At 58.3% G+C, this 21,952-nt stretch carries 22 protein-coding genes; 14 read left to right on the forward strand and 8 right to left on the reverse strand.

Annotated features, from left to right (window positions below; genetic code table 11):
* Positions 1-187: 187 nt before the first annotated feature.
* Positions 188-1,711, reverse strand: a complete 1,524-nt coding sequence (locus ABJO61_RS15630; protein ID WP_348326505.1) for an alkaline phosphatase family protein — start codon at positions 1,709-1,711, stop codon at positions 188-190.
* Between the two features lie 212 nt (positions 1,712-1,923).
* On the opposite strand from ABJO61_RS15630, the gene ABJO61_RS15635 reads away from it, so the two are divergent.
* Positions 1,924-2,244: a 2Fe-2S iron-sulfur cluster-binding protein gene (locus ABJO61_RS15635; RefSeq protein WP_348326507.1), complete on the forward strand. Its 321-nt coding sequence runs from the start codon at positions 1,924-1,926 to the stop codon at positions 2,242-2,244.
* Positions 2,245-2,254: 10 nt separating this feature from the next.
* Here the strand turns inward: ABJO61_RS15635 and ABJO61_RS15640 are convergent, their stop codons facing one another.
* Positions 2,255-2,560 (reverse strand): chorismate mutase, encoded by a 306-nt coding sequence (locus tag ABJO61_RS15640; protein ID WP_348326509.1) that lies wholly within the window; start codon positions 2,558-2,560, stop codon positions 2,255-2,257.
* 233 nt (positions 2,561-2,793) lie between these two features.
* Between ABJO61_RS15640 and ABJO61_RS15645 the strand changes: the two genes are divergently transcribed.
* The 7 genes from ABJO61_RS15645 (at position 2,794) to ABJO61_RS15675 (ending at position 7,695) form a co-directional block, all read left to right on the forward strand.
* The gene (locus tag ABJO61_RS15645; protein WP_348326511.1) at positions 2,794-3,825 is read left to right on the forward strand and encodes an NAD(P)/FAD-dependent oxidoreductase; all 1,032 of its coding nucleotides are present in this window, start codon (positions 2,794-2,796) and stop codon (positions 3,823-3,825) included.
* 17 nt (positions 3,826-3,842) lie between these two features.
* Positions 3,843-4,166: a 2Fe-2S iron-sulfur cluster-binding protein gene (locus ABJO61_RS15650; RefSeq protein WP_348326513.1), complete on the forward strand. Its 324-nt coding sequence runs from the start codon at positions 3,843-3,845 to the stop codon at positions 4,164-4,166.
* A 66-nt stretch (positions 4,167-4,232) separates the two neighbouring features.
* On the forward strand, positions 4,233-4,634 hold the full coding sequence (locus ABJO61_RS15655; protein WP_348326515.1) for a DUF3574 domain-containing protein: 402 nt from the start codon (positions 4,233-4,235) through the stop codon (positions 4,632-4,634).
* Positions 4,635-4,642: 8 nt separating this feature from the next.
* The gene (locus tag ABJO61_RS15660; RefSeq protein WP_348326517.1) at positions 4,643-5,512 is read left to right on the forward strand and encodes a hypothetical protein; all 870 of its coding nucleotides are present in this window, start codon (positions 4,643-4,645) and stop codon (positions 5,510-5,512) included.
* Between the two features lie 48 nt (positions 5,513-5,560).
* Complete coding sequence (locus ABJO61_RS15665; protein ID WP_348326519.1) at positions 5,561-6,178, forward strand: class I SAM-dependent methyltransferase; 618 nt, start codon at positions 5,561-5,563, stop codon at positions 6,176-6,178.
* Between the two features lie 20 nt (positions 6,179-6,198).
* Complete coding sequence (locus tag ABJO61_RS15670; RefSeq protein ID WP_348326521.1) at positions 6,199-6,813, forward strand: sulfotransferase family protein; 615 nt, start codon at positions 6,199-6,201, stop codon at positions 6,811-6,813.
* Between the two features lie 147 nt (positions 6,814-6,960).
* Positions 6,961-7,695: a hypothetical protein gene (locus tag ABJO61_RS15675; RefSeq protein WP_348326523.1), complete on the forward strand. Its 735-nt coding sequence runs from the start codon at positions 6,961-6,963 to the stop codon at positions 7,693-7,695.
* Between the two features lie 3 nt (positions 7,696-7,698).
* Here ABJO61_RS15675 and ABJO61_RS15680 read toward each other — a convergent pair whose 3' ends face one another.
* Positions 7,699-7,995, reverse strand: a complete 297-nt coding sequence (locus ABJO61_RS15680; RefSeq protein WP_348326525.1) for a hypothetical protein — start codon at positions 7,993-7,995, stop codon at positions 7,699-7,701.
* Positions 7,996-8,012: 17 nt separating this feature from the next.
* Positions 8,013-8,276, reverse strand: coding sequence for a hypothetical protein (locus ABJO61_RS15685; RefSeq protein ID WP_348326527.1), 264 nt, complete (start codon positions 8,274-8,276; stop codon positions 8,013-8,015).
* Between the two features lie 157 nt (positions 8,277-8,433).
* On the opposite strand from ABJO61_RS15685, the gene ABJO61_RS15690 reads away from it, so the two are divergent.
* Entirely contained in the window at positions 8,434-10,029 is a 1,596-nt protein-coding gene (locus tag ABJO61_RS15690) for a DNA polymerase Y family protein (protein WP_348326529.1), read from the forward strand.
* A complete protein-coding gene (locus ABJO61_RS15695) occupies positions 10,026-13,271 on the forward strand; it encodes an error-prone DNA polymerase (protein ID WP_348326531.1) in 3,246 nt (1,081 codons plus the stop codon). Before ABJO61_RS15690 ends, ABJO61_RS15695 begins: the two co-directional genes overlap by 4 nt.
* Here ABJO61_RS15695 and ABJO61_RS15700 read toward each other — a convergent pair.
* A complete protein-coding gene (locus ABJO61_RS15700) occupies positions 13,265-13,681 on the reverse strand; it encodes a hypothetical protein (RefSeq protein ID WP_348326533.1) in 417 nt (138 codons plus the stop codon). The genes ABJO61_RS15695 and ABJO61_RS15700 overlap by 7 nt on opposite strands.
* A gap of 120 nt (positions 13,682-13,801) precedes the next feature.
* Between ABJO61_RS15700 and ABJO61_RS15705 the strand changes: the two genes are divergently transcribed.
* The 3 genes from ABJO61_RS15705 to ABJO61_RS15715 are packed head-to-tail and all read left to right on the forward strand — an operon-like array spanning position 13,802 to position 16,784.
* Positions 13,802-14,839, forward strand: a complete 1,038-nt coding sequence (locus ABJO61_RS15705; RefSeq protein ID WP_348326535.1) for an efflux RND transporter periplasmic adaptor subunit — start codon at positions 13,802-13,804, stop codon at positions 14,837-14,839.
* A gap of 2 nt (positions 14,840-14,841) precedes the next feature.
* Positions 14,842-16,092, forward strand: a complete 1,251-nt coding sequence (locus tag ABJO61_RS15710) for an ABC transporter permease (protein ID WP_348326537.1) — start codon at positions 14,842-14,844, stop codon at positions 16,090-16,092.
* Positions 16,089-16,784 (forward strand): ABC transporter ATP-binding protein, encoded by a 696-nt coding sequence (locus ABJO61_RS15715; protein WP_348326539.1) that lies wholly within the window; start codon positions 16,089-16,091, stop codon positions 16,782-16,784. Before ABJO61_RS15710 ends, ABJO61_RS15715 begins: the two co-directional genes overlap by 4 nt.
* Here the strand turns inward: ABJO61_RS15715 and ABJO61_RS15720 are convergent.
* The 3 genes from ABJO61_RS15720 to ABJO61_RS15730 form a co-directional block, all read right to left on the reverse strand.
* Positions 16,781-17,956: a VWA domain-containing protein gene (locus ABJO61_RS15720; RefSeq protein WP_348326541.1), complete on the reverse strand. Its 1,176-nt coding sequence runs from the start codon at positions 17,954-17,956 to the stop codon at positions 16,781-16,783. The two genes, ABJO61_RS15715 and ABJO61_RS15720, sit on opposite strands and share 4 nt — an antisense overlap.
* A gap of 570 nt (positions 17,957-18,526) precedes the next feature.
* Positions 18,527-19,042, reverse strand: a complete 516-nt coding sequence (locus tag ABJO61_RS15725; RefSeq protein ID WP_348326543.1) for a DUF4410 domain-containing protein — start codon at positions 19,040-19,042, stop codon at positions 18,527-18,529.
* Positions 19,043-19,239: 197 nt separating this feature from the next.
* The gene (locus tag ABJO61_RS15730; protein ID WP_348326545.1) at positions 19,240-20,085 is read right to left on the reverse strand and encodes a MoxR family ATPase; all 846 of its coding nucleotides are present in this window, start codon (positions 20,083-20,085) and stop codon (positions 19,240-19,242) included.
* Between the two features lie 493 nt (positions 20,086-20,578).
* Here ABJO61_RS15730 and ABJO61_RS15735 point away from each other — a divergent pair, with 493 nt between their 5' ends.
* Complete coding sequence (locus ABJO61_RS15735) at positions 20,579-21,943, forward strand: flagellar hook-basal body complex protein (protein WP_348326546.1); 1,365 nt, start codon at positions 20,579-20,581, stop codon at positions 21,941-21,943.
* Positions 21,944-21,952 lie beyond the last annotated feature (9 nt).

Genomic DNA, 21,952 nt, shown 5'->3' on the forward strand with positions numbered 1-21,952 from the left:
TGAAAAACCCCGAATTGTGACAGTGGGGTGCGAAAAGTCCCGCTTTGTCCCCGGTTGCCCTGGCTTTTATCCCCGGTGCGCGGGTGGTTTATCCCCGCAAGGCCCCGCGCTTATCCCCGGGAACGGCACTGTTTGTCCCCGGCCGGTACGTCTCCGAGGGTGGCCCCAAAAACCATCCGTCAACGGATCAATAGCGCGCAGAGGGGCGGACCACCGGCCCGTCATCCGTGATCGAGATATGGGTCAGCGTCTGCTCGTCATGGTTCATGCGCCAAGAGAGAAGCCGCTGCGCATAGTCGAGCATCACGGGCAGGTAGGCGGGGTCCGTCGCGACATTGGTGAATTCGTCCGGGTCTTTTTCAAGGTCGAAGAGGAGCGGCGGCAGTTTCGTGAAGTGCACATATTTGAACTTCTCGTCGCGGATGATGTTCATCGTGCATTGATGCATGGTGAGGTTCAGCCGCTTCTCTGCGCTGTCATTCGCGGGGTCGCGGAAGTCGAATTCCCAATGCGCCTCGCGCCGCCACCTCGCCGGTTCGTGCCCTTCGAGGAAAGGCCTGAGCGATGCGCCGTCGCATTGCACGGGTATCTCCGCGCCGATGAGTTCGAGCATGGTCGGCATGATGTCGACATTCTCGGTGAAGCGGTCCACCTGCGTTCCGCGTGCGGCGTCCGCCTCTTCGCGCGGGTCGCGAATGATGAGCGGGATGCGATAGGACGCATCGAAATAGCCGCATTTTCCAAGCAACCAATGGTCGCCCATCTGTTCGCCGTGATCCGATGTGAAGACGATCAGCGTGTTGTCCCAGCGGCCGCTTTCCTTCAGGAAGGCGAATACACGTCCGAGCGCCTCGTCCACTTCCGACATCAGCCCGTAATAGACGGCCTTCAGCCTGCGGAGCTTCTTTTCGTTTTCCGGCGCGCGGTAGAGCTTGCGCGAAAGCTGATGGCGGAGCCAGGGGTGCTGCTCGCCTTCCGCTTCGTGTGTTGCCTTGCGTTTGAAGCCCGGCACGGCTTCCGGGTCATACATCGCGTTGAAGGGTTCGGGCGCAACGAAGGGCGGGTGCGGCCGCAGGAGCGAGAGATGTGCGATGAAGGGCTTGCCGCTTTCCGCGATGAAGTCCATCAGCCGGTTCGTGAGAAACGACGTGTCGTCCACTTCCTTCGGATAAACGAGGGGGCGCGGCACCGCGCCGCCATCCTCATATTCCATGCCCGGCGCGCGATGCCCATAAGCGTAGCGTATGTCGTCGGGCACTTCGTAGCCTTCGCGCTTCAGCCAGTCCGTCCAGGGTGTCGGCCAGGTGCCCATCATGGCGACGGGGCGGATGCCGGGCAGGGGCCCTTCGTAAGTTCGGAGCCAGGGGCTCTCGGGATCTTCCTCACGCGGGTCCTGGCTCGTGTCCGTATATCCAAACAAAACAGGGTCGTAGCCAAGCCTCGCTGCTTCCTTCGCCCAGTTGGTGTGACGCGCGTCGAGCGGCGTTCCATTGGTGCCGGAGCGATGGTTCTGGAGGTACATGCCGGTGTGCAGCGAGGCGCGCGAGGGGCCGCAGGGAACAGCGTTTGCATAGTGCCTTTTGAAGAGCACACCTTCCTTCGCCAGCGCGTCGAGGTTCGGCGTCTTTACCATTTCGTGGCCGAGCGCGGAGAGGCATTCGCCGCGCCACTGGTCCGCCGTGATGAAGAGAATGTTGAGCTTGTCCGCCATTTTCGCGCCTCCCGGTCCCTTGTCGTGCCTTAGACTATGCGATGCACGTGACGAAGGAACAACGGGGCTGACGCTGCGTCGAAAAGCCATCCTTTGCCTGGGCCCCCGATTGAGGGGTTGAAAAGAAATGAGCCCTGCGTCATGTATGTGCCGGTCCTTTTCGGACCCCGGCCTTGCCCGGCTCCTTCCAACCTCCGACCAAGAAAAGCAAGATGGCGAAGATCATTTATATCGAGCACAACGGCACGGAACACACCATCGATGTCGAGAGCGGCATGACGGTGATGGAAGGCGCCATCAAGAACTCCATTCCCGGCATCGATGCGGATTGCGGCGGCGCCTGCGCCTGCGCGACCTGCCATGTCTATGTCGCGGAAGCCTGGAAAGAAAAAGTTGGCCCGGCGGAAAGCATGGAAGAAGACATGCTCGATTTCGCCTTCGACGTGCGCGACAATTCGCGCCTGTCCTGCCAGATCAAGGTGACGGACGAACTCGACGGCCTCGTTGTGAACCTTCCCGAAAAGCAGTTCTGAGCCGTCTTTCTCAGCTGTTGGCGGCTGTTCGTTCCTTCTCGTCGAACACCTCGAATTCATGTTCGATCGACTTTTCGATCAGGAGCCGCCACAGCGGTTCCGCGATCGAGCGCGCGAGGCCTGCCTTGTCGGCCTCGGCGAGCACCTTGCTCACCACGTCCTCGATCCGCGCATCGTCACGCACCGCCGAGCGCTTGCCCTTGATTACGCCAGCCTGCTCGATATAGCTCTGCCGTTCCGCCAGCAGCTTCACGAGTTCACGGTCGATCCTGTCGATCTCGTTCCGGACTTCCGGCATCGTGTTGCATTTGACCATTCGGACTCTCCGGCGACTTCAGGGGGTGCGGCACGACGCCATGCTGCGCCTCCGCATGCGCTGCGTAAGATAGGCATGGACGCAGCTTTGTCACCGTCAAACATTCAATTTTTTGCTTGGCGTTGCGGCATCCGGGACCTATATAAGCCGGAAAGGTTGTGAAATAGAAATAATCACACTTTTTATCTGGTAATTTAGCCCCGAGAGCGGGCAAGAACGACAGGTGGCCGAGAATGACTCAGGAAGCGATCTCGACAGATGCAGTGATCATCGGTGCAGGACCGTGCGGGCTCTTCGCCGTATTTGAGCTCGGCCTTCTGGACATGAAATGCCACCTCATCGACATTCTGGACAAGCCGGGCGGGCAGTGCGCCGAGCTTTATCCGGAAAAGCCGATCTATGACATTCCGGCTCTTCCCGTTGTCAGCGGACATGAATTGACCGAGCGGTTGATGGAGCAGGCGGAGCCCTTCGGACCGCAGTATCACTACAACGAAATGGTCGAGGAACTGGAGCGGCTTGAGGACGGACGCTTCCGCCTGAAAACCGACGGCGGCCTCGTCTTCGAAGCGAAGGTCGTGGTCATCGCGGCGGGTGGCGGCAGCTTCCAGCCCAAGAAGCCGCCGATCCCCGGCATTGAGGCCTATGAAGGCAAGTCCGTCTTCTACTCGGTCAAGCGGATGGAAAATTTCCGCAACAAGAAGGTGCTGATCTCGGGCGGCGGCGACAGCGCACTCGACTGGACGATCAACCTGCAGCCCATCGCACAATCGATGCAGCTCATTCATCGCCGCGACGGTTTCCGCGCCGCGCCCGACAGTGTCAACAAGATGCATGCGCTGGTCGAAGAGAAGAAGATGCAGTTCCATCTGGGGCAGATCACCGCACTTCATGGCGACAACGGTCAGCTTACCGGTGCGACCGCGAAGGGCAATGACGGCAACGAATACGAGATCGAATGCGATACGTTGCTGCCGTTCTTCGGTCTGACCATGAAGCTCGGCCCGATTGCAAACTGGGGCCTGAATCTTCATGAAAACCTTGTCCCGGTCGATACAGAGAAGTTCCAGACGAGCGAGCCGGGCATCTTCGCCATTGGCGATATCAATACCTATCCGGGCAAGCTGAAGCTCATTCTTTCGGGCTTCCACGAGGCGGCGCTGATGGCGCAAGCTGCGGTTCGGTATGCCTATCCGGATGCAAAGGTCACCTTCCAGTACACGACGTCCTCGACGAGCCTTCAGAAGAAGCTCGGCGTCGCATAGAGTATTGAGGCTGTTTCATGCGTATCATTCTGGTCGATAACAAGGGTTGCGAGCGGGAGCTTGAGGCCGTTGAAGGCTGGCGGGTAATGGAAATCATCCGCGACCATGGTTTTCCCATCGTGGCGGAGTGCGGTGGCGCCTGCGCCTGCGGGACGTGCCAGGTCGAAGTCGATCCGCAATGGGCGTCGAAGTTGCATGCGCCGCGCGAGGATGAACTGGACATGCTTGACGAGAATTACGGCGGTGAGTGGTCGCGGCTTTCCTGCCAGCTTATCATGACACCGGAACTTGACGGGCTGCGTGTCCGCCTTGCCGATATTGCGATCCGCGAAGCCGCTTGATCTTCTTCATCGCTGGACAAACCTTCCTTCAACCTGCCAACTAGGTGGAGTAGGGGGGGCTTTGTCTTGCGACATTTCATATTCATTGCCGTTATCTTCATTGCGTTTCTTCAAAACGCAAATGTCTTCGCCGGCTCCACGGAAGCTGTCGAGACGACGCTCTATTTCGGGCTCGACCTGCCGGATGGCGGGGTGGTCAGCGAAGAGCAATGGGCGGGCTTTCTGGCGGATATCGTGACGCCGCGGTTCCCCGAAGGGTTCACCGTTCTTGATGCGCAGGGGCAATGGCGCGACCCGGAAAATCCACATGCCGGGGTGCTTCGAGAGGCAACGCGAGTGATGATTATCGTTCACACTGAGGCGGTGGATGCAGATCGCGCCATTAGCGAGATAAAGTCTCTCTACAAGACAAGCTTTGGACAAAAATCCGTGTTCCATACGGAAGCGCAAGTGCGTCTCGTGGAGTAAGTGTTCCGATGTTTGCGACGTCCTGTCTCGTCGAAAAAAGTTTTGAAATCTGGCCCGGTAAACTCTCCTTTGCTGCTGCGGGAGGTGGCGCGCGCGAGGCGCTCGATGTCGCGATGGATGTTGCGCGCGATCTTTCGCGTCCGGTGCTCGCGGATGCGGAGCTTCTCGCTACCGGACAGGAGAATGTGCTGCCGCGTGGAAGGGCGGGCCGTATCGCCGTGGAGACGGCGGCCCGGTTTCACGAGGCCCTGCCTCAAATTGAATTTCCGCCTTCGCTTGCAGCTATGCCTGGTGCCATTTGCGATGTGATTCTTGAGGGCATGTACGATGCAGCGCAGGCAAGCGGCGGCGTTGACTCCATCGTGGTTTCGCTGGGTGATGTGATCGCTGTCCATCAGGAGCCGGGTGTGGCGGGCGGTGCGGGTGGCGTTGCGCCGCCGCTGTTGGGAGAGTTTGTGTCGGCGTTAGGAGAGGGTGTCCAAGGCGGCGCGGCTATCGCGGGAAGCCAATCGGCCTTTCCGACGTCCGGCCCGCTGGATATCGTAGCTGTCCAATCGAAAAGTGCTGCCATGGCAGGGTTTGCGGCGGCGACTGTTGCCGATGCTTCTGCCGATGCTGTCTCTGTCTCCAAAGGTGCGTCACCAAGAGACAGGCTGTTCGCTTTTGCATGGCGGGACCACTTCATCGCCGGGCCGGCGGGGCTGGTCGATGCCGAGCTTGTCTGGCAGGCGCTTTCCGTTTCCGTTCGGCAGGCGGCCGCCCTCCGGGACAAGCAGTTCCTTCGCGCGGCGGCGCTGGGCTTCAAGGGGCGAGGCCGGACCACCGGCCCTGTCGACGGAGACCGGCTTCTGCGTTTTGGCGTTTCGGAGTGGCGCTAGAGGTAGAGGAACGCCATACTAGCGCAACTTTGCCTGGGAGGGTGGTCTATGGGCTTCTACGAACGCCTTGTCGTTCCGCATATCATCAATTGTGCCTGCGGTACCAAACCAATCCGTTATCAACGCAAGAAGGTCGTACCGATGGCGGAAGGTACGGTTCTCGAGATTGGCATCGGTACCGGCCTCAACCTTCCTTATTACGATCCGACGAAGGTAAGTCGCGTCATTGGTCTCGATCCGTCCGAAGAATCCTGGAAGCTCGCGGGCGAGCGTGCGCAGGAGCTTTCTTTTCCTGTGGAGTTTATCGGGTTGCCCGGTGAGCAGATCCCGCTTGACGACAAGAGTGTCGACACAGTTCTTTGCACCTTCAGTCTTTGCACGATCCCTGATCCTGTGAAGGCTCTGGAAGGCATGAAGCGTGTTCTGAAGCCGGGTGGAAGGCTTGTATTCTGTGAGCATGGCGCGGCGCCGGATAGCGATGTAGCGCGCTGGCAGGATCGCATAAACCCCCTATGGAAGGTGCTCTTCGGCGGCTGCAATCTCAATCGCAAGATGCCGTCATTGATTGAAGAGGGCGGGTTTCGTATCGCCGACCTCCAGACGATGTATTTGCCGTCCACGCCTCGCTTTGCCGGTTTCAATTATTGGGGCGTTGCGCAAGCCTGAGGGCGCGCACGAAAATCGTCATGGCTCTGTCGATTATTGGTGCGGGCTTCGGGCGTACAGGAACTCTCTCGCTCAAGTTTGCGCTTGAGCAACTCGGGTTGTCGCCCTGTCATCACATGATGGAAGTATTCGCCAATCCCGGACAGGCGCCGGTCTGGCTTTCCGCGGCGAAGGGTGAGGCCGTTGACTGGGACAGCCTGCTTTCAGGGTACAAGGCGAGTGTCGATTGGCCGAGCTGTCATTTCTGGCGTGAGCTTGCGGCCCATTATCCCGAGGCGAAGGTCATCCTTTCGACCCGCGATCCGCAGCGATGGTACAAAAGCATTTCAGGTACGATTTTCCCCGCCATGGCAGGCGGTCTGCCGGAGGAGGGGCCTCAGCGGGATGTGTTGACGATGGCGCGTCACATTGTCAGCGACAAGACCTTCAGCGGCGTAACAAACCAAGCGCATGTGCTCGATGTGCTTGCTCGCCATGAAGCAGAAGTAAAACGCAGCATCCCTGCTGGCCGCTTGCTGGTGTTCGACGTGGCGGAAGGTTGGGAGCCTCTTTGCCGTTTTCTTGGGGTACCTGTGCCGGACACGCCTTTTCCACGCACGAATTTCAGTGAGGAATTTCAAGCACGCCTGTCATAAACGATTGCCGGGCTTGACCTGTTTGCCTGCAGCAATTAGAACAAAACATGAACATATGGATTTGTTATGTTACCGCTCGAGAAAGAACGCCTCATTGCTGGACTGAAGGCGCGTATTGCCGGCTATGAACCGGGGGAGAGAGGGAGTGTGTCTGTCTTCTCGCTCGGGGCGCCTGAAATCGACCGGTTGTTACCGAATGGCGGAATAAGGCAGGGCGCGCTGCATGAAGTCGCGGCGGCTGCTTACCGGGATATAGGAGCCGCGACAGGGTTTCTTGTTTCTCTTGCTCTTTGTTCCAGCCGAAATTCATCGCTTCCCATTCTCTGGTGCGAAACCGTGCGGCCGCCGTTCGATATGGGGCGGCTTTACGGGCCAGGTCTTTCCGCTTTCGGAATGGGACCGGAAAGCCTCGTGTTTGCAATGCCGCCAAGCGACGCCGATTGTCTCTGGACAATGGAAGAGGCCTTACGTAGCCAGGCTTTTGCGGCCGTAATTGGCGAGATTGATGGACGATCCTCTGCCCTCAGTCTGGCTGTAACGAGACGCCTGCAGCTTGCGGCGGAAGAGTCTGCCACCCCGGTTTTACTGTTCACCGGTCACGCCAAGGAAGGCGCAAGTGTTGCCGTCACCCGATGGCGTGTTGCCTCGGCACGGAGCGGTACCATTTTCTATGTGGACGAAAAGGAAATGTTGCCCGGTGCGCCGCGCTGGGAGGTTGCACTTACTCGTTCCCGGGGCGGGAAGCCCGGTTCATGGATCGTGGAGTGGGACAAGGCGATGTGTGCCTTTGGCGTTGTATTGCGTTCAAAGAATAGCCTCGCCGAGCAAGAGCATGTTACCGAACACTCTCCTTCAATCATGCCTTTCCGGCAGACGATCTGAGCCTTACCGATAGTAAGGCGGGTAATAGCGATAGGGATAACCGGGATAAGGGCCCCACCAGGGCGAAGGCGTTCGGGCACGTCTCAGTGCCTCGGTGTTTTCTTTCTCAGCTCTGATTTCCTTCAATCTCAACATGCAATCGGCAAAGGCTTCGGTGCCTTCCGTGAATCCGATTTCCTTGCATTCGGCTGCATCTGCTTGCCGCTCTGCGGCTGTTCGCGCTGCTTGTTCCTGCGGGTTGACGCAAGCAGCAAGCGTAGTGATGACCGCAATGGCCAGAAAGGTTTGCACGATACGCATGACACACACTCCTGACGTCAAAGACCAACGCCGATACCGACGCCAAAGCCAACATTGGGAGATCTGTTGCTCTCTTCCTTGGCCCGGATTTCCTTCATCTTGAGGCGGCAGTTTCCATAGGTTTCCGTGCCCGGCTTGAAACCGAGATCCACGCAATTCTGATGATCAATCGCGTCGAGCCTGGCCTGCTCAGCCGCAGGGTCAGCACAGGCCGCAAGGGCGAGCGGAAGGGCCAGCGTAAAACCAATGATCAGCCGTTTTGCGGATAAGTATTTCGACATGCTTTCCCTCTTCATTGCGCGAAGCACTCAACTACTAGGTAGTTATAGTTACTCCCGTTTTGAACAAGACGGGACGGAAAGTAAGGCTGGATTGGACTCGCTATCTCGCCTGAGACCATGATAGACAATGTTCTTGTTTTGTTCTAGTGGTGAGCCAATGCAGGGGGAAAAACGGATCGCTGCGCTTTGGCTGCCTTTCTGGCCCATTGAGCGGCTTTATCGCGATCTCGGGCGGCGCCATCCCGAATTGCTCGAAAGGCCACGTGCGCTTGCAAGGGCGGGGGCGGGCGGGTTGCGAATTATGGCCTGCGACAACCGTGCAAAAGCGTCGGGGGTTGAGCAGGGGCAGCCGCTGCCCGATGCCAGGGCGCTTTGTCCTTCGCTGGAAGTGCATCCGGCCGACAGTAAGGGAGACCGCGAAGCGCTCCAGCGGATTGCTCGCTGGTGCATTCGTTATACGCCTTGGACGGCGGCGGATCCTGTGGGCCGGGATGGAGAACCGGATGGAATTTTTCTCGACATAACAGGCTGTGCACATCTTTTCGGCGGAGAAGATGCGCTGCTCCGGGAGGTGCGGTCCCGCTTTGAAGGATTGGCGCTGACCATTCGTTGTGCCATTGCCTCGACGCCGGGAGCAGCTTGGGCTGTCGTAAGGTATGGCCCTCATGCGTTCTCCATCATAGCCCCGGGTGGGGAAGCGGATGCATTGCGCGATCTGCCTGTAGCGGCGCTTCGGCTCGACAAGCCCACGACAAGCGGGCTTATGCGTCTCGGGCTCAAACAGGCAGGCGACCTTTACGGCAAACCGCGGGCACCGATTGCTGCCAGGTTCGGTGCCGATGTCTCGCGGCGCCTTGATGAAGCGCTTGGTTTCGAACGCGAACCGATTTCGCCTGACCGGCCTGACGTGCTTTACCGGGCCAGCCTCTCTTTTCCTGAAGAGCTTACACAGATTGCTCATATCGAGGAGGCGGTGCTTCGGGTTGCAGACGGTCTCTGCAAGGTGCTGCTGCGTGAACAACAGGGCGCAAGGCGGCTTGAGCTTCTTCTCTTCCGCGTCGATGGCGAGGTGACACAGTTTCAGGCTGGCACGGGAAGGCCTTCCCATGAGGCTGCTCATCTCGCGCGGCTTTTTCGCGAGAAGCTGGCGCAGGCGGGTGACGATTTCGACGCAGGCTGCGGTATAGAGGCAATCGCGCTTATCTGTGTCGTCGTCGAACCTCTATCCCCCATGCAGGGTGGCTTTAACGAAAATGAAGCGCACCTTCATGATCTGGAGCGCTTTCTGGACCGGGTGAGTAACAGGCTGGGCCGAGAGCGTATTCTGCGACTGGAACCGCGATCGAGTCATGTCCCCGAGGGGGCCGTTGCCGATGTTCCGGCGCTCAATGGCATTACGCCAGCCATGCGGGGCTGGCAGATGCACACACAGGAGCATCGCGCCTCCATGATGGGCGGCACCATGCTACGTCCCTTGCGGCTTTTGCGTATGCCTGAGCCGGTCGATGTCGTTGCCGAAGTGCCGGAAGGGCCGCCGCGTATTTTCCGCTGGCGACGGATCGCTCATCGGGTTGTCCGCACTGAGGGGCCGGAGCGCATTGCGCCTGAGTGGTGGCGAGGAAACAAGCAACAAACGAGGGACTATTATCGCGTAGAAGATAGTGAGGGGCGCCGTTTCTGGCTTTTTCGCGATGGCCTTTATTTCCGCGACAACGAAGCCCCACGCTGGTTCATGCATGGGGTGTTCGAATGAATGCCGATTTTGCGGAGCTTGCGATAGCGACAAATTTCAGCTTTCTGCGCGGTGCGTCCCATGCAGAAGAGCTGGTGATGGCGGCAGAGGCACTCGGTCTCTCCGCTATCGGTGTGGCCGACCGCAACACGCTGGCTGGTGTCGTGCGTGCTCACGCGGCGGCGAAGAAAGCAGGGATCAGGCTTCTCGTTGGCTCAAGGCTCGTCTTGCAGGATGGGGTCGAGGTCATTGCCTATCCGCAAGATCGCGAAGCCTATGGACGATTGACGAAGCTTCTCACGCTGGGTAATCGCCGCGCCCGGAAAGGGGAATGTCATCTTGGGTTGAGCGATGTTCTTGCGCACGGTGACGGGCATTGCTTCATTGTCATGCCACCTGCCGTGCCAGATACAAACCTTACAAGCACTCTCGGAACTCTCGCAGAATCTTTCCCCGGTTCTGTATGGATAGGTTTCTCGCCCTTATACCGCAGTGACGACCGGCGTCGTCATGCTGTGCTTTTACGTTTGTCGCGAGAGATGAGAATACCGCTCGTCGCTACGAACGATGTTTTCTACCACGTGCCTGGCCGGAAACCTCTTTACGATGTCGTCGCTTGCATTCGCGAACACTGTACGCTGAAGGAAGCCGGGTTTCGGCTCTCGGCCAATGCGGAACGGCATGTGAAGAGCGGCGCGGAGATGTCGCGACTTTTTGCAGATTGGCCTGAAACGCTTGCCGCCACGCAAGAAATCGTACGCCGTTGCTCGTTTTCCCTAGATGAACTTCGCTACGAATATCCATCCGACAGTTTTTCGGAGAACGAGACTCCGCAGGAATTGTTAACGCGGCTGACACGGGAAGGGGCGGAGAAGCATTTTCCCGCAGGGGTGAATGAGAAACTGCAGCAGACCATCGAGCATGAACTCGCGCTTGTCGGTGAGATGGGCTATGCGCCTTACTTTCTTACCGTTCATGACATTGTCCGTTTTGCGCGGGAGAAGAAAATTTTGTGCCAAGGTCGGGGCTCTGCGGCCAACTCCACGGTCTGTTTTTGTCTTGGAATAACGTCGGTCAATCCTTCGGAAATCGACCTTCTGTTCGAACGGTTCGTTTCGCGCGATCGGAATGAACCGCCGGATATCGACGTCGACTTTGAACATGAACGCCGCGAAGAAGTCATCCAGTACATCTATGAAAAATACGGACGGCACCGTGCGGGTATTGCTGCGACGGTGATCAGTTACCGCTCCCGCAGCGCTATTCGGGATGTTGGTAAGGTGTTTGGTCTCTCGGAGGACGCCGTTGCGGCCCTGTCCCGTTCGACGTGGGGTTGGTCCAGCACGGGTATTTCGGCGGACAATGCAGAAGAAATCGGGCTCGATCCACAGAATCTGCAGCTCCGTCTCGCTCTCAAGCTTGCGAGCGAGCTCATCGGATTTCCCCGCCACCTGTCGCAACATGTCGGTGGTTTCGTTATTACGCAGGGGGCACTCGAAGAGGTCGTGCCGATACAGAATGCGGCGATGGACGAGCGGACCTTCGTTGAATGGGACAAGGACGATCTGGATACGCTTGGTATTCTGAAAATCGATGTGCTGGCTCTCGGCATGCTGACCTGCATCCGCAGAGCTTTTGACCTCCTCGACAAACACTACGGCCACCACATGACGTTGGCGGATGTCCCGCATGGCGACGAAAAGGTCTACGACATGCTTTGCGAAGCGGATGCGGTCGGCGTCTTTCAAGTTGAGAGCCGGGCGCAGATGTCCATGTTACCGCGTCTTAAACCACGTAGCTTCTATGACCTTGTGGTTGAGGTCGCGATTGTGCGACCAGGACCGATACAGGGGGATATGGTGCATCCCTATCTGCGGCGGCGGAATGGAGAAGAACACGTCGAATATCCAAAGGAGGAGCTTCGCGAAGTTCTCTGGAAAACTTATGGCGTACCTCTTTTTCAGGAACAAGCCATGAGAATCGCCATCGTTGCGGCCGGGTTCACTCCGGGAGAGTCCGACCAGCTCAGGCGCGCCATGGCTACTTTTCGCAAGTCAGGCACCATTGGTGTGTATCGCGAGAAATTCATAAGCGGCATGGTCGAAAACGGGTATGAGGCCGATTTCGCGGCGCGCTGTTTCAAGCAGATCGAGGGCTTCGCCGATTACGGATTTCCTGAAAGTCATGCGGCAGCCTTTGCGCTGCTTGCTTATGTGTCTGCCTGGCTTAAGTGCCATTATCCGGATGTCTTCTGCGCAGCGATCCTCAATTCGCAACCAATGGGCTTCTACGCGCCGGCGCAGCTTGTACGAGATGCGCGCGAACATGGCGTGGAAGTGCGGCCCGTCGATGTGAACCACAGCGATTGGGACTGTACGCTGGAAAAGACGGAGACGGGTGCATGTGCGGTCAGGCTCGGTATGAGGCAGGTGAAAGGTGTGCAAGCAGAGACGGCACGCATTGTCGAGGGCGCGCGCAGGGATGGTTTCGATTCCGTTCGGCATTTCTGGTTAAGAACGGGACTTTATCCCCGCATCATTGAACGACTTGCCGATGCAGATGCATTTCGTTCCATAGGGTTCGATCGCCGCGAGGCGCTTTGGGCTGTGCGTGGTCTCGGAGGATATGCAGGTGGACAGAAAGGCAGAGCGCCTGCGGCCCTGCCGCTTTTTGCGGCGATAGGGGAAGAGGGATTGCAACAGGAGGAAGAAGTGTCTTTACCTGCCATGCCGCCCGGTGAGCATGTCGTGTTCGACTATGCAACGCTTCGGCTGTCTCTCAAGGCACATCCCGTTTCTTTTCTTCGTAACCGCTTTGCTGCAAATGGTGTGGTACCTAATGCGCAACTAAAGGAAGTTGAGGCCGGCAAACGGGTAGCGCTTGCAGGACTTGTCCTGGTACGGCAGAGGCCCGGAACGGCAAGTGGTGTAATCTTCGCAACACTCGAAGATGAAACTGGTATTGCCAACGTCATCATCTGGCCGAAGCTTTATGAGAAGCGCCGCCGGATTGTTCTTACCTCAAGGCTTCTCTTCGTGCGCGGCCGTGTTCAGAAAGAAGGCATCGTGATTCATGTCGTGGCGGATGATCTGGAGGACTGGACCAGCGAACTCGGCCTTCTATCCTCGGAAGATATCAGCGAAACCGTGGGTACGTATGCCAAGGACATGAAACACGCGGGTCGCGATACCACGCACAACCAGGAAGAGCAGAGACGCCTGCGAGCCGCTCGTTTTGTTCCTCGAAGCCGTGACTTTCACTGATGCGCCACAGGCGGGGATATCACTTTTCTGCGGAGGACTGAAAACTGTGCCGCGCTGCCCCCGATTTCCGTCAAAACGAAGAGCCAGAGCACGGGTGTAGCACCTTGTGCAATGGCAGAGACGATCAGGGCGGCGACCGCCAGGCGGGCAACGGCATCCATGCGAGCGAGATAGAGCGAGACCATGTGCAGGCGCGCGAGCGCCCAGATGACACCAAGCACCCCCATAATGTGCACGAACATCATGGCCAAAGGACCGATATCGAACTGTCCGGAGGGGGTGTAAAACCCCAACCAGCGGTCGAGCTCAGAAATTATCAAGATCATTATTTCTGCGATGAAGGGCAATGCAAAGGGCAGGGTAACGGTCATGTCCAGCAAGGCGACGCCTCGAATCACTTTCTTTTGCATACTTCCTCCCTGAGTCATGTGGATTTCCGCCTCTCTTTTTATCCCCGGGTGACGGTGAGCACCTATCTTCTGTTATAAGCAAGATTGCCTGGATAGCCGAGGCATGCGCGGAGACCTGATTTGCAAAGACAGAAAATCTGGGCAGGTGGTGCAGCCCTCGCAACGATTGGCGCCCTTATCCTTATATATTTTTCCTATTTTCGTCCGCCTGAAGTCATCACAACGATGCCTTATCGGGGCAAGGCGGTGGAGGCTGTCTATGCTACGGGAACGGTGGAGCCTGTTCGCTACGCCCGTGTGGGGACGAAGATCGCCGGCTCCATTACCGAGGTTCTGAAGCATGAAGGCGACAGCGTAAAACAGGGCGATATACTTGCCGTCATCGAAGCGAGCGAGGACATCACGCGTGTCCAGGAACTTGCGGCCCGGTTGAAACTTGCAGAGGCTGAATTCGACCGTGCCGCGCGCCTTCGCCGAACGGGCAACGCCAGCCAAGCCGCACTGGATCAGGCGGAGAGCGCTCAATCGGCAGCGCGCGCGGCCTATCGCGGTGCGAAGGCGCGGCTCGACGATCATTTCATCACGGCGCCCGTCTCCGGGGAGCTTCTGCGCTCGGAGAACCAGGTCAAGGTTGGCGACATGGTGCAGCCTGGCCAGATCATCTTCATGGTAGGCGACCCATCGGCGCTGCAGATCGACGGCGAGGTCGATGAAGAGGACATCGTCAAGGTCAAACCAGGGCAGGATGCTCTGATCCGCGCCGATGCTTTTCCAGGGCAAGTGCTGAAGGCCCATGTGGCGCGGATCACGCCTTATGGGGACCCCATCGCCAGAACGTACCGCGTCTACCTCACACTGCCGGAAGACACGCCTCTCATTTCCGGTATGACGACGGAAATCAACATCGTTGTTCGCCGGGAAGACAATGCTTTGCTGATCCCGGTTTCCGCGTTGTCGGGAGCGTCGCTCTGGATCGTCGAAGATGGAAAAGCGCGCCTAGCGGACGCAGAACTGGGTTCGATTGGCGAAGAAAATGCTGAGGTTTTGTCCGGGCTGCCGGAAAATGCGGTGGTTATCGTTTCTCCGCCTTCCGGACTGATCGCGGGAGACAAGGTTCGCCCGCGGAGCATGCCTCGCAATGCAGAACTGCGAGACTAACCATGTTCTGGCGGGTCGCCTTCAGCATCGCGGCAGCGCAACTCACCTACCGGCGCCGACAGACCGTCGTCTCGATGCTTGGCGTCGCGCTGGGTGTTGGATTTTTCATCGCCGCCTCTGCCGTCATGTCCGGTTCGGAAAAGGATCTTGTGCGACAGCTTGTGGAGAACGCACCGCATATCACGATAAAAGATGAATTCCGAACTGCCGCCAAGCAACCCGTTTACATCGCTTACCCCGATGCGGCGGTGAGTCTCGAGAACACCAAGCCTCGTGAATATCTGCGCGGCATCAAGAATTACGGTGCAATTGTCGATGAACTGTCCAAGCGACCGGGAGTTGTCGCGGAGGCGGCCCTGACGGGCCAGGCCATCATTCGCTATGCCAGTAAAGACGTTGGCGCTTCCATTGCAGGCATCGACCCTGAAAAGGAGCGGCTGCTCACGACCGTCGAAGAAGACATGCGTGAGGGCAGCTTGATAAGGCTTAAAACCTCGTCACAAGGCATCGTGATCGGACAAGGCATGTCCGATCGACTGGGACTGAGGATGGACGATCTCGCCACGGTGGTCTCTCCGACCGGGCTGGTAAGGCGGATGAAGGTTGTCGGTATCTTTCGTACCGGCAATCTGTTGCTCGACGAGGGGCAGGTTTACATGCTCATCAAGGATGCGCAGGTGCTGCTCGAAAAACCCTTCATTGCAAACCGTATCCGCATCAAGGTGGGCGACCCTGACGAGGCAGAAGACGTGGCGGCGCGGATCGAAAGCCGGTGGGAATATCGCTCGGAATCCTGGCAAGAAGTGAACCGCGATTTTCTGGGTCTTTTCGTGATCCGGAACATCATTACCTATTCGATTGTCGGGGCCATCATGGTTGTCGCATCCTTTGGTATCTTCAACATCATCTCAACCATCGTGATGGAGAAACGGCGGGATATCGCGATCCTGATGTCGATGGGGTTTCGCGCTTTCGACGTTCAGGTGATCTTCCTGGTTCAGGGAATCGTGGTCGGCCTTCTCGGCATGGCGATGGGATGGTGCATTGGCTACATCCTTCTCGAAATGCTTGCGTCGGTGCAGATCACCATTCCCGGCATGACGGAAAAGCAGGGCATCGCACTCGAGCGCGGTATTTTCCAGTACGGTATGGGAGGGCTTTTCGCAGTTCTCTCCGCTGTCGGCGCGGCGTGGTATCCCGCGAGAAAGGCGTCCCAAGTGCGGCCCGTGGACATCATCCGGGGGGCGGCATGAGCGGCGGTGAAGCGCTCATCGAAGCACGCGGCGTAACGCGTGTTCTGCAGGAAGCCGTTCCTGTGACGCTGGTCCGGGATGTCGACATCACGGTGGGGAAGGGGGAATTCGTCAGTGTGACAGGGCCTTCGGGTTCAGGGAAATCCTCGCTTCTCTACTTGCTGGGTCTTCTCGATGTGCCGACGGAAGGACGCGTTTTCATCGACGGGGAAGACACGACTGGATTTAGTGCCGACCGGCTGGCGGCGATCCGGCTTCGCAAGATCGGTTTCGTTTTCCAGTTCCATTTCCTGCTTCCCGAGTTCTCCGTTCTGCGCAACGTGATGTTGCCAATGCAGCGGCTCAACAGGGCAGGCGACAAGGAAATAGCGGAACGCAGCCATCAATTGCTTGAAGAGCTGGAGATCGCGGACCAGGCGAAGAAACGGCCGGATCAGCTTTCAGGCGGACAGCGCCAGCGCGTTGCCATTGCCCGGGCACTGGCCAACGATCCGGCACTTATCCTCGCCGATGAGCCAACGGGGAATCTCGACAGCAAGAACAGCCAGATCGTGCAGGAGATCTTCGCGAAGCTGGTGCGCGATGAGGGACGGACCGTGATTGCGGTGACCCACGAACCGGGCTTTGCCGAAGCGACGGAACGCAACATTCATCTTGTGGACGGCCGGATCGACCGGGATATAACGCGCTAGCGTGACAGTTCCCGCATCGCGTGGTCGAGCCCTTCGAGCGTCAGCGGGAACATGTTCTCTCCCATGATCTGCTTGATGATCTGAAGAGAGGGGGTGTATTCCCAGTGCCGTTCAGGGATCGGGTTGATCCAGATGCAGCTCTCATAGATCTGCCGGACGCGTTCGAGCCAGATGCCGCCGGGCTCCTCGTTCCAATGTTCGACAGAGCCGCCCGCATAAGTGATCTCGTAGGGCGACATGGTGGCATCGCCGACGAAAATCACTTTGTAATCAGACGGATACTTGTGGAGCACATCCCAGGTGCTGAGTTTTTCCGTGTGGCGGCGGCGGTTATCCTTCCAGACGCCTTCATAAAGGCAGTTGTGGAAGTAGAAATATTCGAGGTTCTTGAACTCGGTGCGCGCGGCGGAAAAAAGCTCCTCGCAGAGCTTGATATGGCTATCCATCGAGCCGCCAATATCGAAGAAAATCAATACGTTGATCTTGTTCCGGCGCTCCGGGACCATCTTGATGTCGAGATAGCCCTGGTGGGCCGTCGACTTGATGGTGCCATCGAGATCGAGCTCCGTCGGTGCGCCTTCGCGCGCGAAACGGCGCAGGCGGCGAAGCGCGACCTTGATGTTGCGGGTGCCGAGCTCGATCTGGTCGTCGAGGTTCTTGTATTCGCGTTTGTCCCAGACCTTCACGGCCTTGCCGTGGCGGCCTTCCTTCTGGCCGATGCGGACGCCTTCGGGGTTGTAACCATTTGCACCGAAAGGAGAAGTTCCGCCCGTGCCGATCCACTTGTTACCGCCCTCGTGGCGTTCCTTCTGTTCCTCGAGGCGCTTTTGCAGCTCCTCCATGATCTTTTCCCAACCGCCGAGGGCCTCGATTTCAGCTTTCTCTTCCTCGGTCAGGAACTTCTCGGTGAGTGCGCGGAGCCATTCTTCAGGGATCTGGGCGATGTCGCCTTCGCCCATCTGTTCCAAGCCCTTGAAAACATGAGAAAAAACGATGTCGAACTTGTCGAGGTTGCGCTCGTCCTTCACCAGCGAGGCCCGGGAGAGGTAGTAGAAATCTTCGACCTTGCGGTCGATGACGTCCGCGTCCAAGGCTTCCAGCAGCGTGAGGTATTCACGTAAGCTTACGGGAACATTGGCTTTTTTCAGTTCATGGAAGAAATGGACGAACATGGGCGTTCCCGGATTCTGAATGGCGTTTGGGCGCAGTCTAGGGCCTATGGCGCCCGGTTTGAAGGGGTGGAGATGTTCATTTCTGGACCGGGGATATCCAGAATTTTCCTGTAGATGCCGGGACTTAGCGGGTTGCCGCAGGGGCGGGGGAGACGAGCATCGTGACGATGGGGGGAGGGGATTTCTTCGCTCCGGCCAAGCCATTGATCCGGTTCAGGAAATCGGCGTCTGCGGGATAAGTGCACTCCCACTGTCACACGAACGTCATCATAACGTCATAAAGCGGTTTTGTATAATCTGTGTACGGAATGAATGAGGTTGTCCCTGGCGGGGATTACCCCCACCCGGATTGCGAAACGCAATCCGCAGCCTGCGCTTCGCTTCGGCGTTCGGAACTCGAAAAGGTCCACAGGACCTTTTCGCCCGCGTTTCGCGGGATGTTCCACACCCCCGCAAGGGGGAGGTGAAGAAAAAAGGCGAGGGTGGGAAGATTTTTTGTGGGATTGCGGAGGCATGAAAAAGCCCGCGCGGGTGAGGCGCGGGCTCCCTTATAAAACTTGAACGGGGATATCAGGTCTTCCGTTCCTTGACGATTTCGACAACGGACTTGATGAAGCCGACTTCGACGTCCTGGATGTTTGTCGATGCGCCGTAGATTCCACCAAAGGCGAAATCCTTCGACACTTCATATTGCGCGACCGTCTTTCCATCCTTGTCGATGAGGAAAACGTCGGCATCGATTTCGATCTGACCGAGCCCCGCGAGCATGGCGCGTGCGAAGGCGTTGCCGGCATCGTATTCCGTGAAGACGACTTTCATGGTCGTGGAGGAGAGGTCTTCGTCCCCCGCCATCATTTCTGCGGCCCGCAACTCCAGCTCGCTCTTCAGCTTTTGTGCGATCCGGTCCAGGTCGTATTGCGATATGTCCACACCCGGTGCCGCTTCGGCTTTCACCTCCGCGATCCTGAGCGCCGACTGCTGCTCCGGCGCAAGCGCCATCACAGGGACGGGTTTGGATACGCTGTCCGCGCAGCCAGCGAGAATTGCCGCGACGCCGATGAGCATCGCCACACCAATCGATCTCATGCTTAGTCCCCCAATTGAAATAGCCGAACAGAGGTTGCCGCAAATCGGGGGGCGGGTGAAGCGTCAATTTCACCAAGGGGCGGACAACAAAAAGCCCGCGCGGGTGAGGCGCGGGCTTCGATGTTTGTGGCACTCCCCCGCCCCAAACGGCTTGCAGCCGTTTGACCCTCCCCGAGGGGAGGGTGGAGAGATAGAAACTAGTTCCGCTCGCGGCGAGCGAGGAAGGCGAGGCGTTCGAAGAGGTGAACGTCCTGCTCGTTCTTCAGGAGCGCGCCGTGGAGCGGCGGGATGAGTTTTGTCGGATCCTTCTCGCGAAGCGTCTCGGCGGAGATATCTTCCGAAAGAAGGAGCTTCAGCCAGTCGAGAAGTTCCGAGGTGGAGGGCTTCTTCTTCAGGCCGGGCACGTCGCGGATCTCGTAGAAGATCGAGAGCGCTTCCTGCACGAGCTTGCCTTTCAGGCCCGGGAAGTGGACGTCGATGATGGCGCGCATCGTGTCTTCTTCAGGGAACTTGATGTAGTGGAAGAAACAGCGGCGCAGAAAAGCGTCCGGCAGTTCCTTCTCGTTGTTCGACGTGATGATGACGATGGGACGCTGCTCGGCCTTGATGGTCTCGTTCGTCTCGTAGACGTAGAACTCCATCCGGTCGAGTTCCTGCAGAAGGTCGTTCGGGAACTCGATATCGGCCTTGTCGATCTCGTCGATGAGCAGGATCGGACGCTTGGGACGCTCGAAGGCTTCCCAGAGCTTGCCCTTGGAGATGTAGTTGCCGATGTCCTTCACGCGCTCGTCGCCGAGCTGGCTGTCGCGCAGGCGGGACACGGCGTCGTATTCATAAAGGCCCTGATGCGCCTTCGTGGTCGACTTGATGTTCCAGGTGATGAGCTCTGCATCGATCGCCTTGGCGACTTCCTCGGCCAGCACCGTCTTGCCGGTGCCCGGCTCGCCCTTCACGAGAAGGGGACGCTGCAGCGTGATCGCCGCATTCACGGCGACGCGCAGGTCTTCGGTGGCGACGTAATCTTTCGTTCCCTCAAACTTCATGGATCTGGCTTTCCCTAGTGAAGCGAATTTGACATTTGATCTCAGTTTGCAGCGAGCGCCGTATCAAATGTCAAATTCAACGCTTCACTAGATTCATATGGTTTGCTGGTGGTCCTTTGATTCCGGCATTTGCGCAAGAGTTTGTTGCAACGGGACGCAAATGCCGGAATCGGCCACCAGCGACGCGCTCGCGACCGTTACCGAATTGCTGAACGCGAAGGAACCTAAAGGCTGGCCCCGCCCCGTTCAAGGGAAAGGCCTGTTCGCCTGCGGGCAGGGCCCCCGTGCGATTTAAACGGGCTCTTAAGGATCATATTGGCCGCCCTTGCGGCAATTTCTGCCGGGGAAGGGGCAGGGGATGCCGGGGACGGCAGGGGGTGATTAGGTTAAGTTATTGAAAAACATAGGATAAATTGCTGGCATCAGGCTTGCTCCCAATGGACCAGACAAAGTCCCGCCGACCACGGCCGGACGGACCCCATGGAGAGAGCCCATGAGCTTTTTTGGATCGATGACCACGGCGATTACCGGCATTCGTGCCCAGTCGAGCGCGCTGGGTCACATCTCGGACAATATCGCCAACTCGCAGACCGTCGGTTTCAAGCGCACGGATACGAGCTTTCAGGACATCGTGACCGCCTCGACCAGCCGGAATCACCTGCCGGGCGCGGTGCTGGCGGCGCCGGCCTTCACCAATACGGTGCAGGGCTCCATCGATGCTTCCGAAACGCCGACACATATGGCGATCAACGGTGAAGGCTTCTTCATCGTGTCGTCGCAGGTGGCGACGGTGGACGGCAACCCGGTCTTCGACGGCGTGAACTACTACACGCGGCGCGGCGACTTCTCGATGGACAAGTATGGCTACCTCGTGAATGGCGCGGGCTACACGCTGCAGGGGCTCGAAATCGACCCGACGACGGGCAACCCCGTGGGCGATACGCCGAGCCGCATCCAGATCGACCGCGATTTCCTGGCGGCGCGTACGACCTCGACCATTACCTACAAGGCGAACCTGCCGCTCTGGCCGCAGACGGTGAACGCCGATCCGCAGATCGCGGACAGCGAACTCCTGACGACGGGCCGCTTCACGCCGGTGCTTGCCGACCTGAGCACGATCTCGGCGGATAACGAGGACATCTTCCTCGACAATTCGCTCTCCGGCGGCGCGGTGACGGGCTATGACGAGCTTGGCGCTCCCGCCAATGTCCAGTTCCGCTGGGCGAAGGTGGACAATGCCGATGGCGGCGGCGACACCTGGAACCTGTTCTACAAGACAGATGACAGCGCGACGGGCCCCGATGCGAAATGGGTCAATGTCGGTCAGGACTATGCCTTTGACGGACAGGGCCGGCTTTCGCCCGCCGTGGACTCGACCACCATCACCGGCATGAACGTGAACGGCATCGCTCTCGGCAATGTCATTCTCGATCATGGCGCCTCCAACATCACGCAGTTCGAGGACGACAACGGCACCGTGAAAACGACGGCGCTCGACCAGAACGGTTATCCCTCGGGCGAGCTTGTGAGCATCGCGGTTTCGGAGAACGGACGCATCACCGGTACCTATTCGAACGGCAAGACGGTCGACCTCGCGGAAGTCTCGCTGGCGAAGTTCAATGCGGCGGACAAGCTGCAGAAGCTCGACGGTACGGCATTCGCGGCAACGCAGGAATCCGGCGAGCCGATGCTGACGGGGGGCGACAGCGTGATCGGTTCGGCGCGGGAAGCCTCCAATGTCGATATCGCGGACGAGTTCTCGAAACTGATCGTGACGCAGCAGGCCTATACGGCAGGTACACGCATCGTGACGACAGCCGACGAACTGATGTCCGAAACGCTGAACATGAAGCGCTAATAGTGCAAA

This window comes from Parvibaculum sp. (assembly GCF_039973015.1).
Classification (GTDB): Bacteria; Pseudomonadota; Alphaproteobacteria; order Parvibaculales; family Parvibaculaceae; genus Parvibaculum.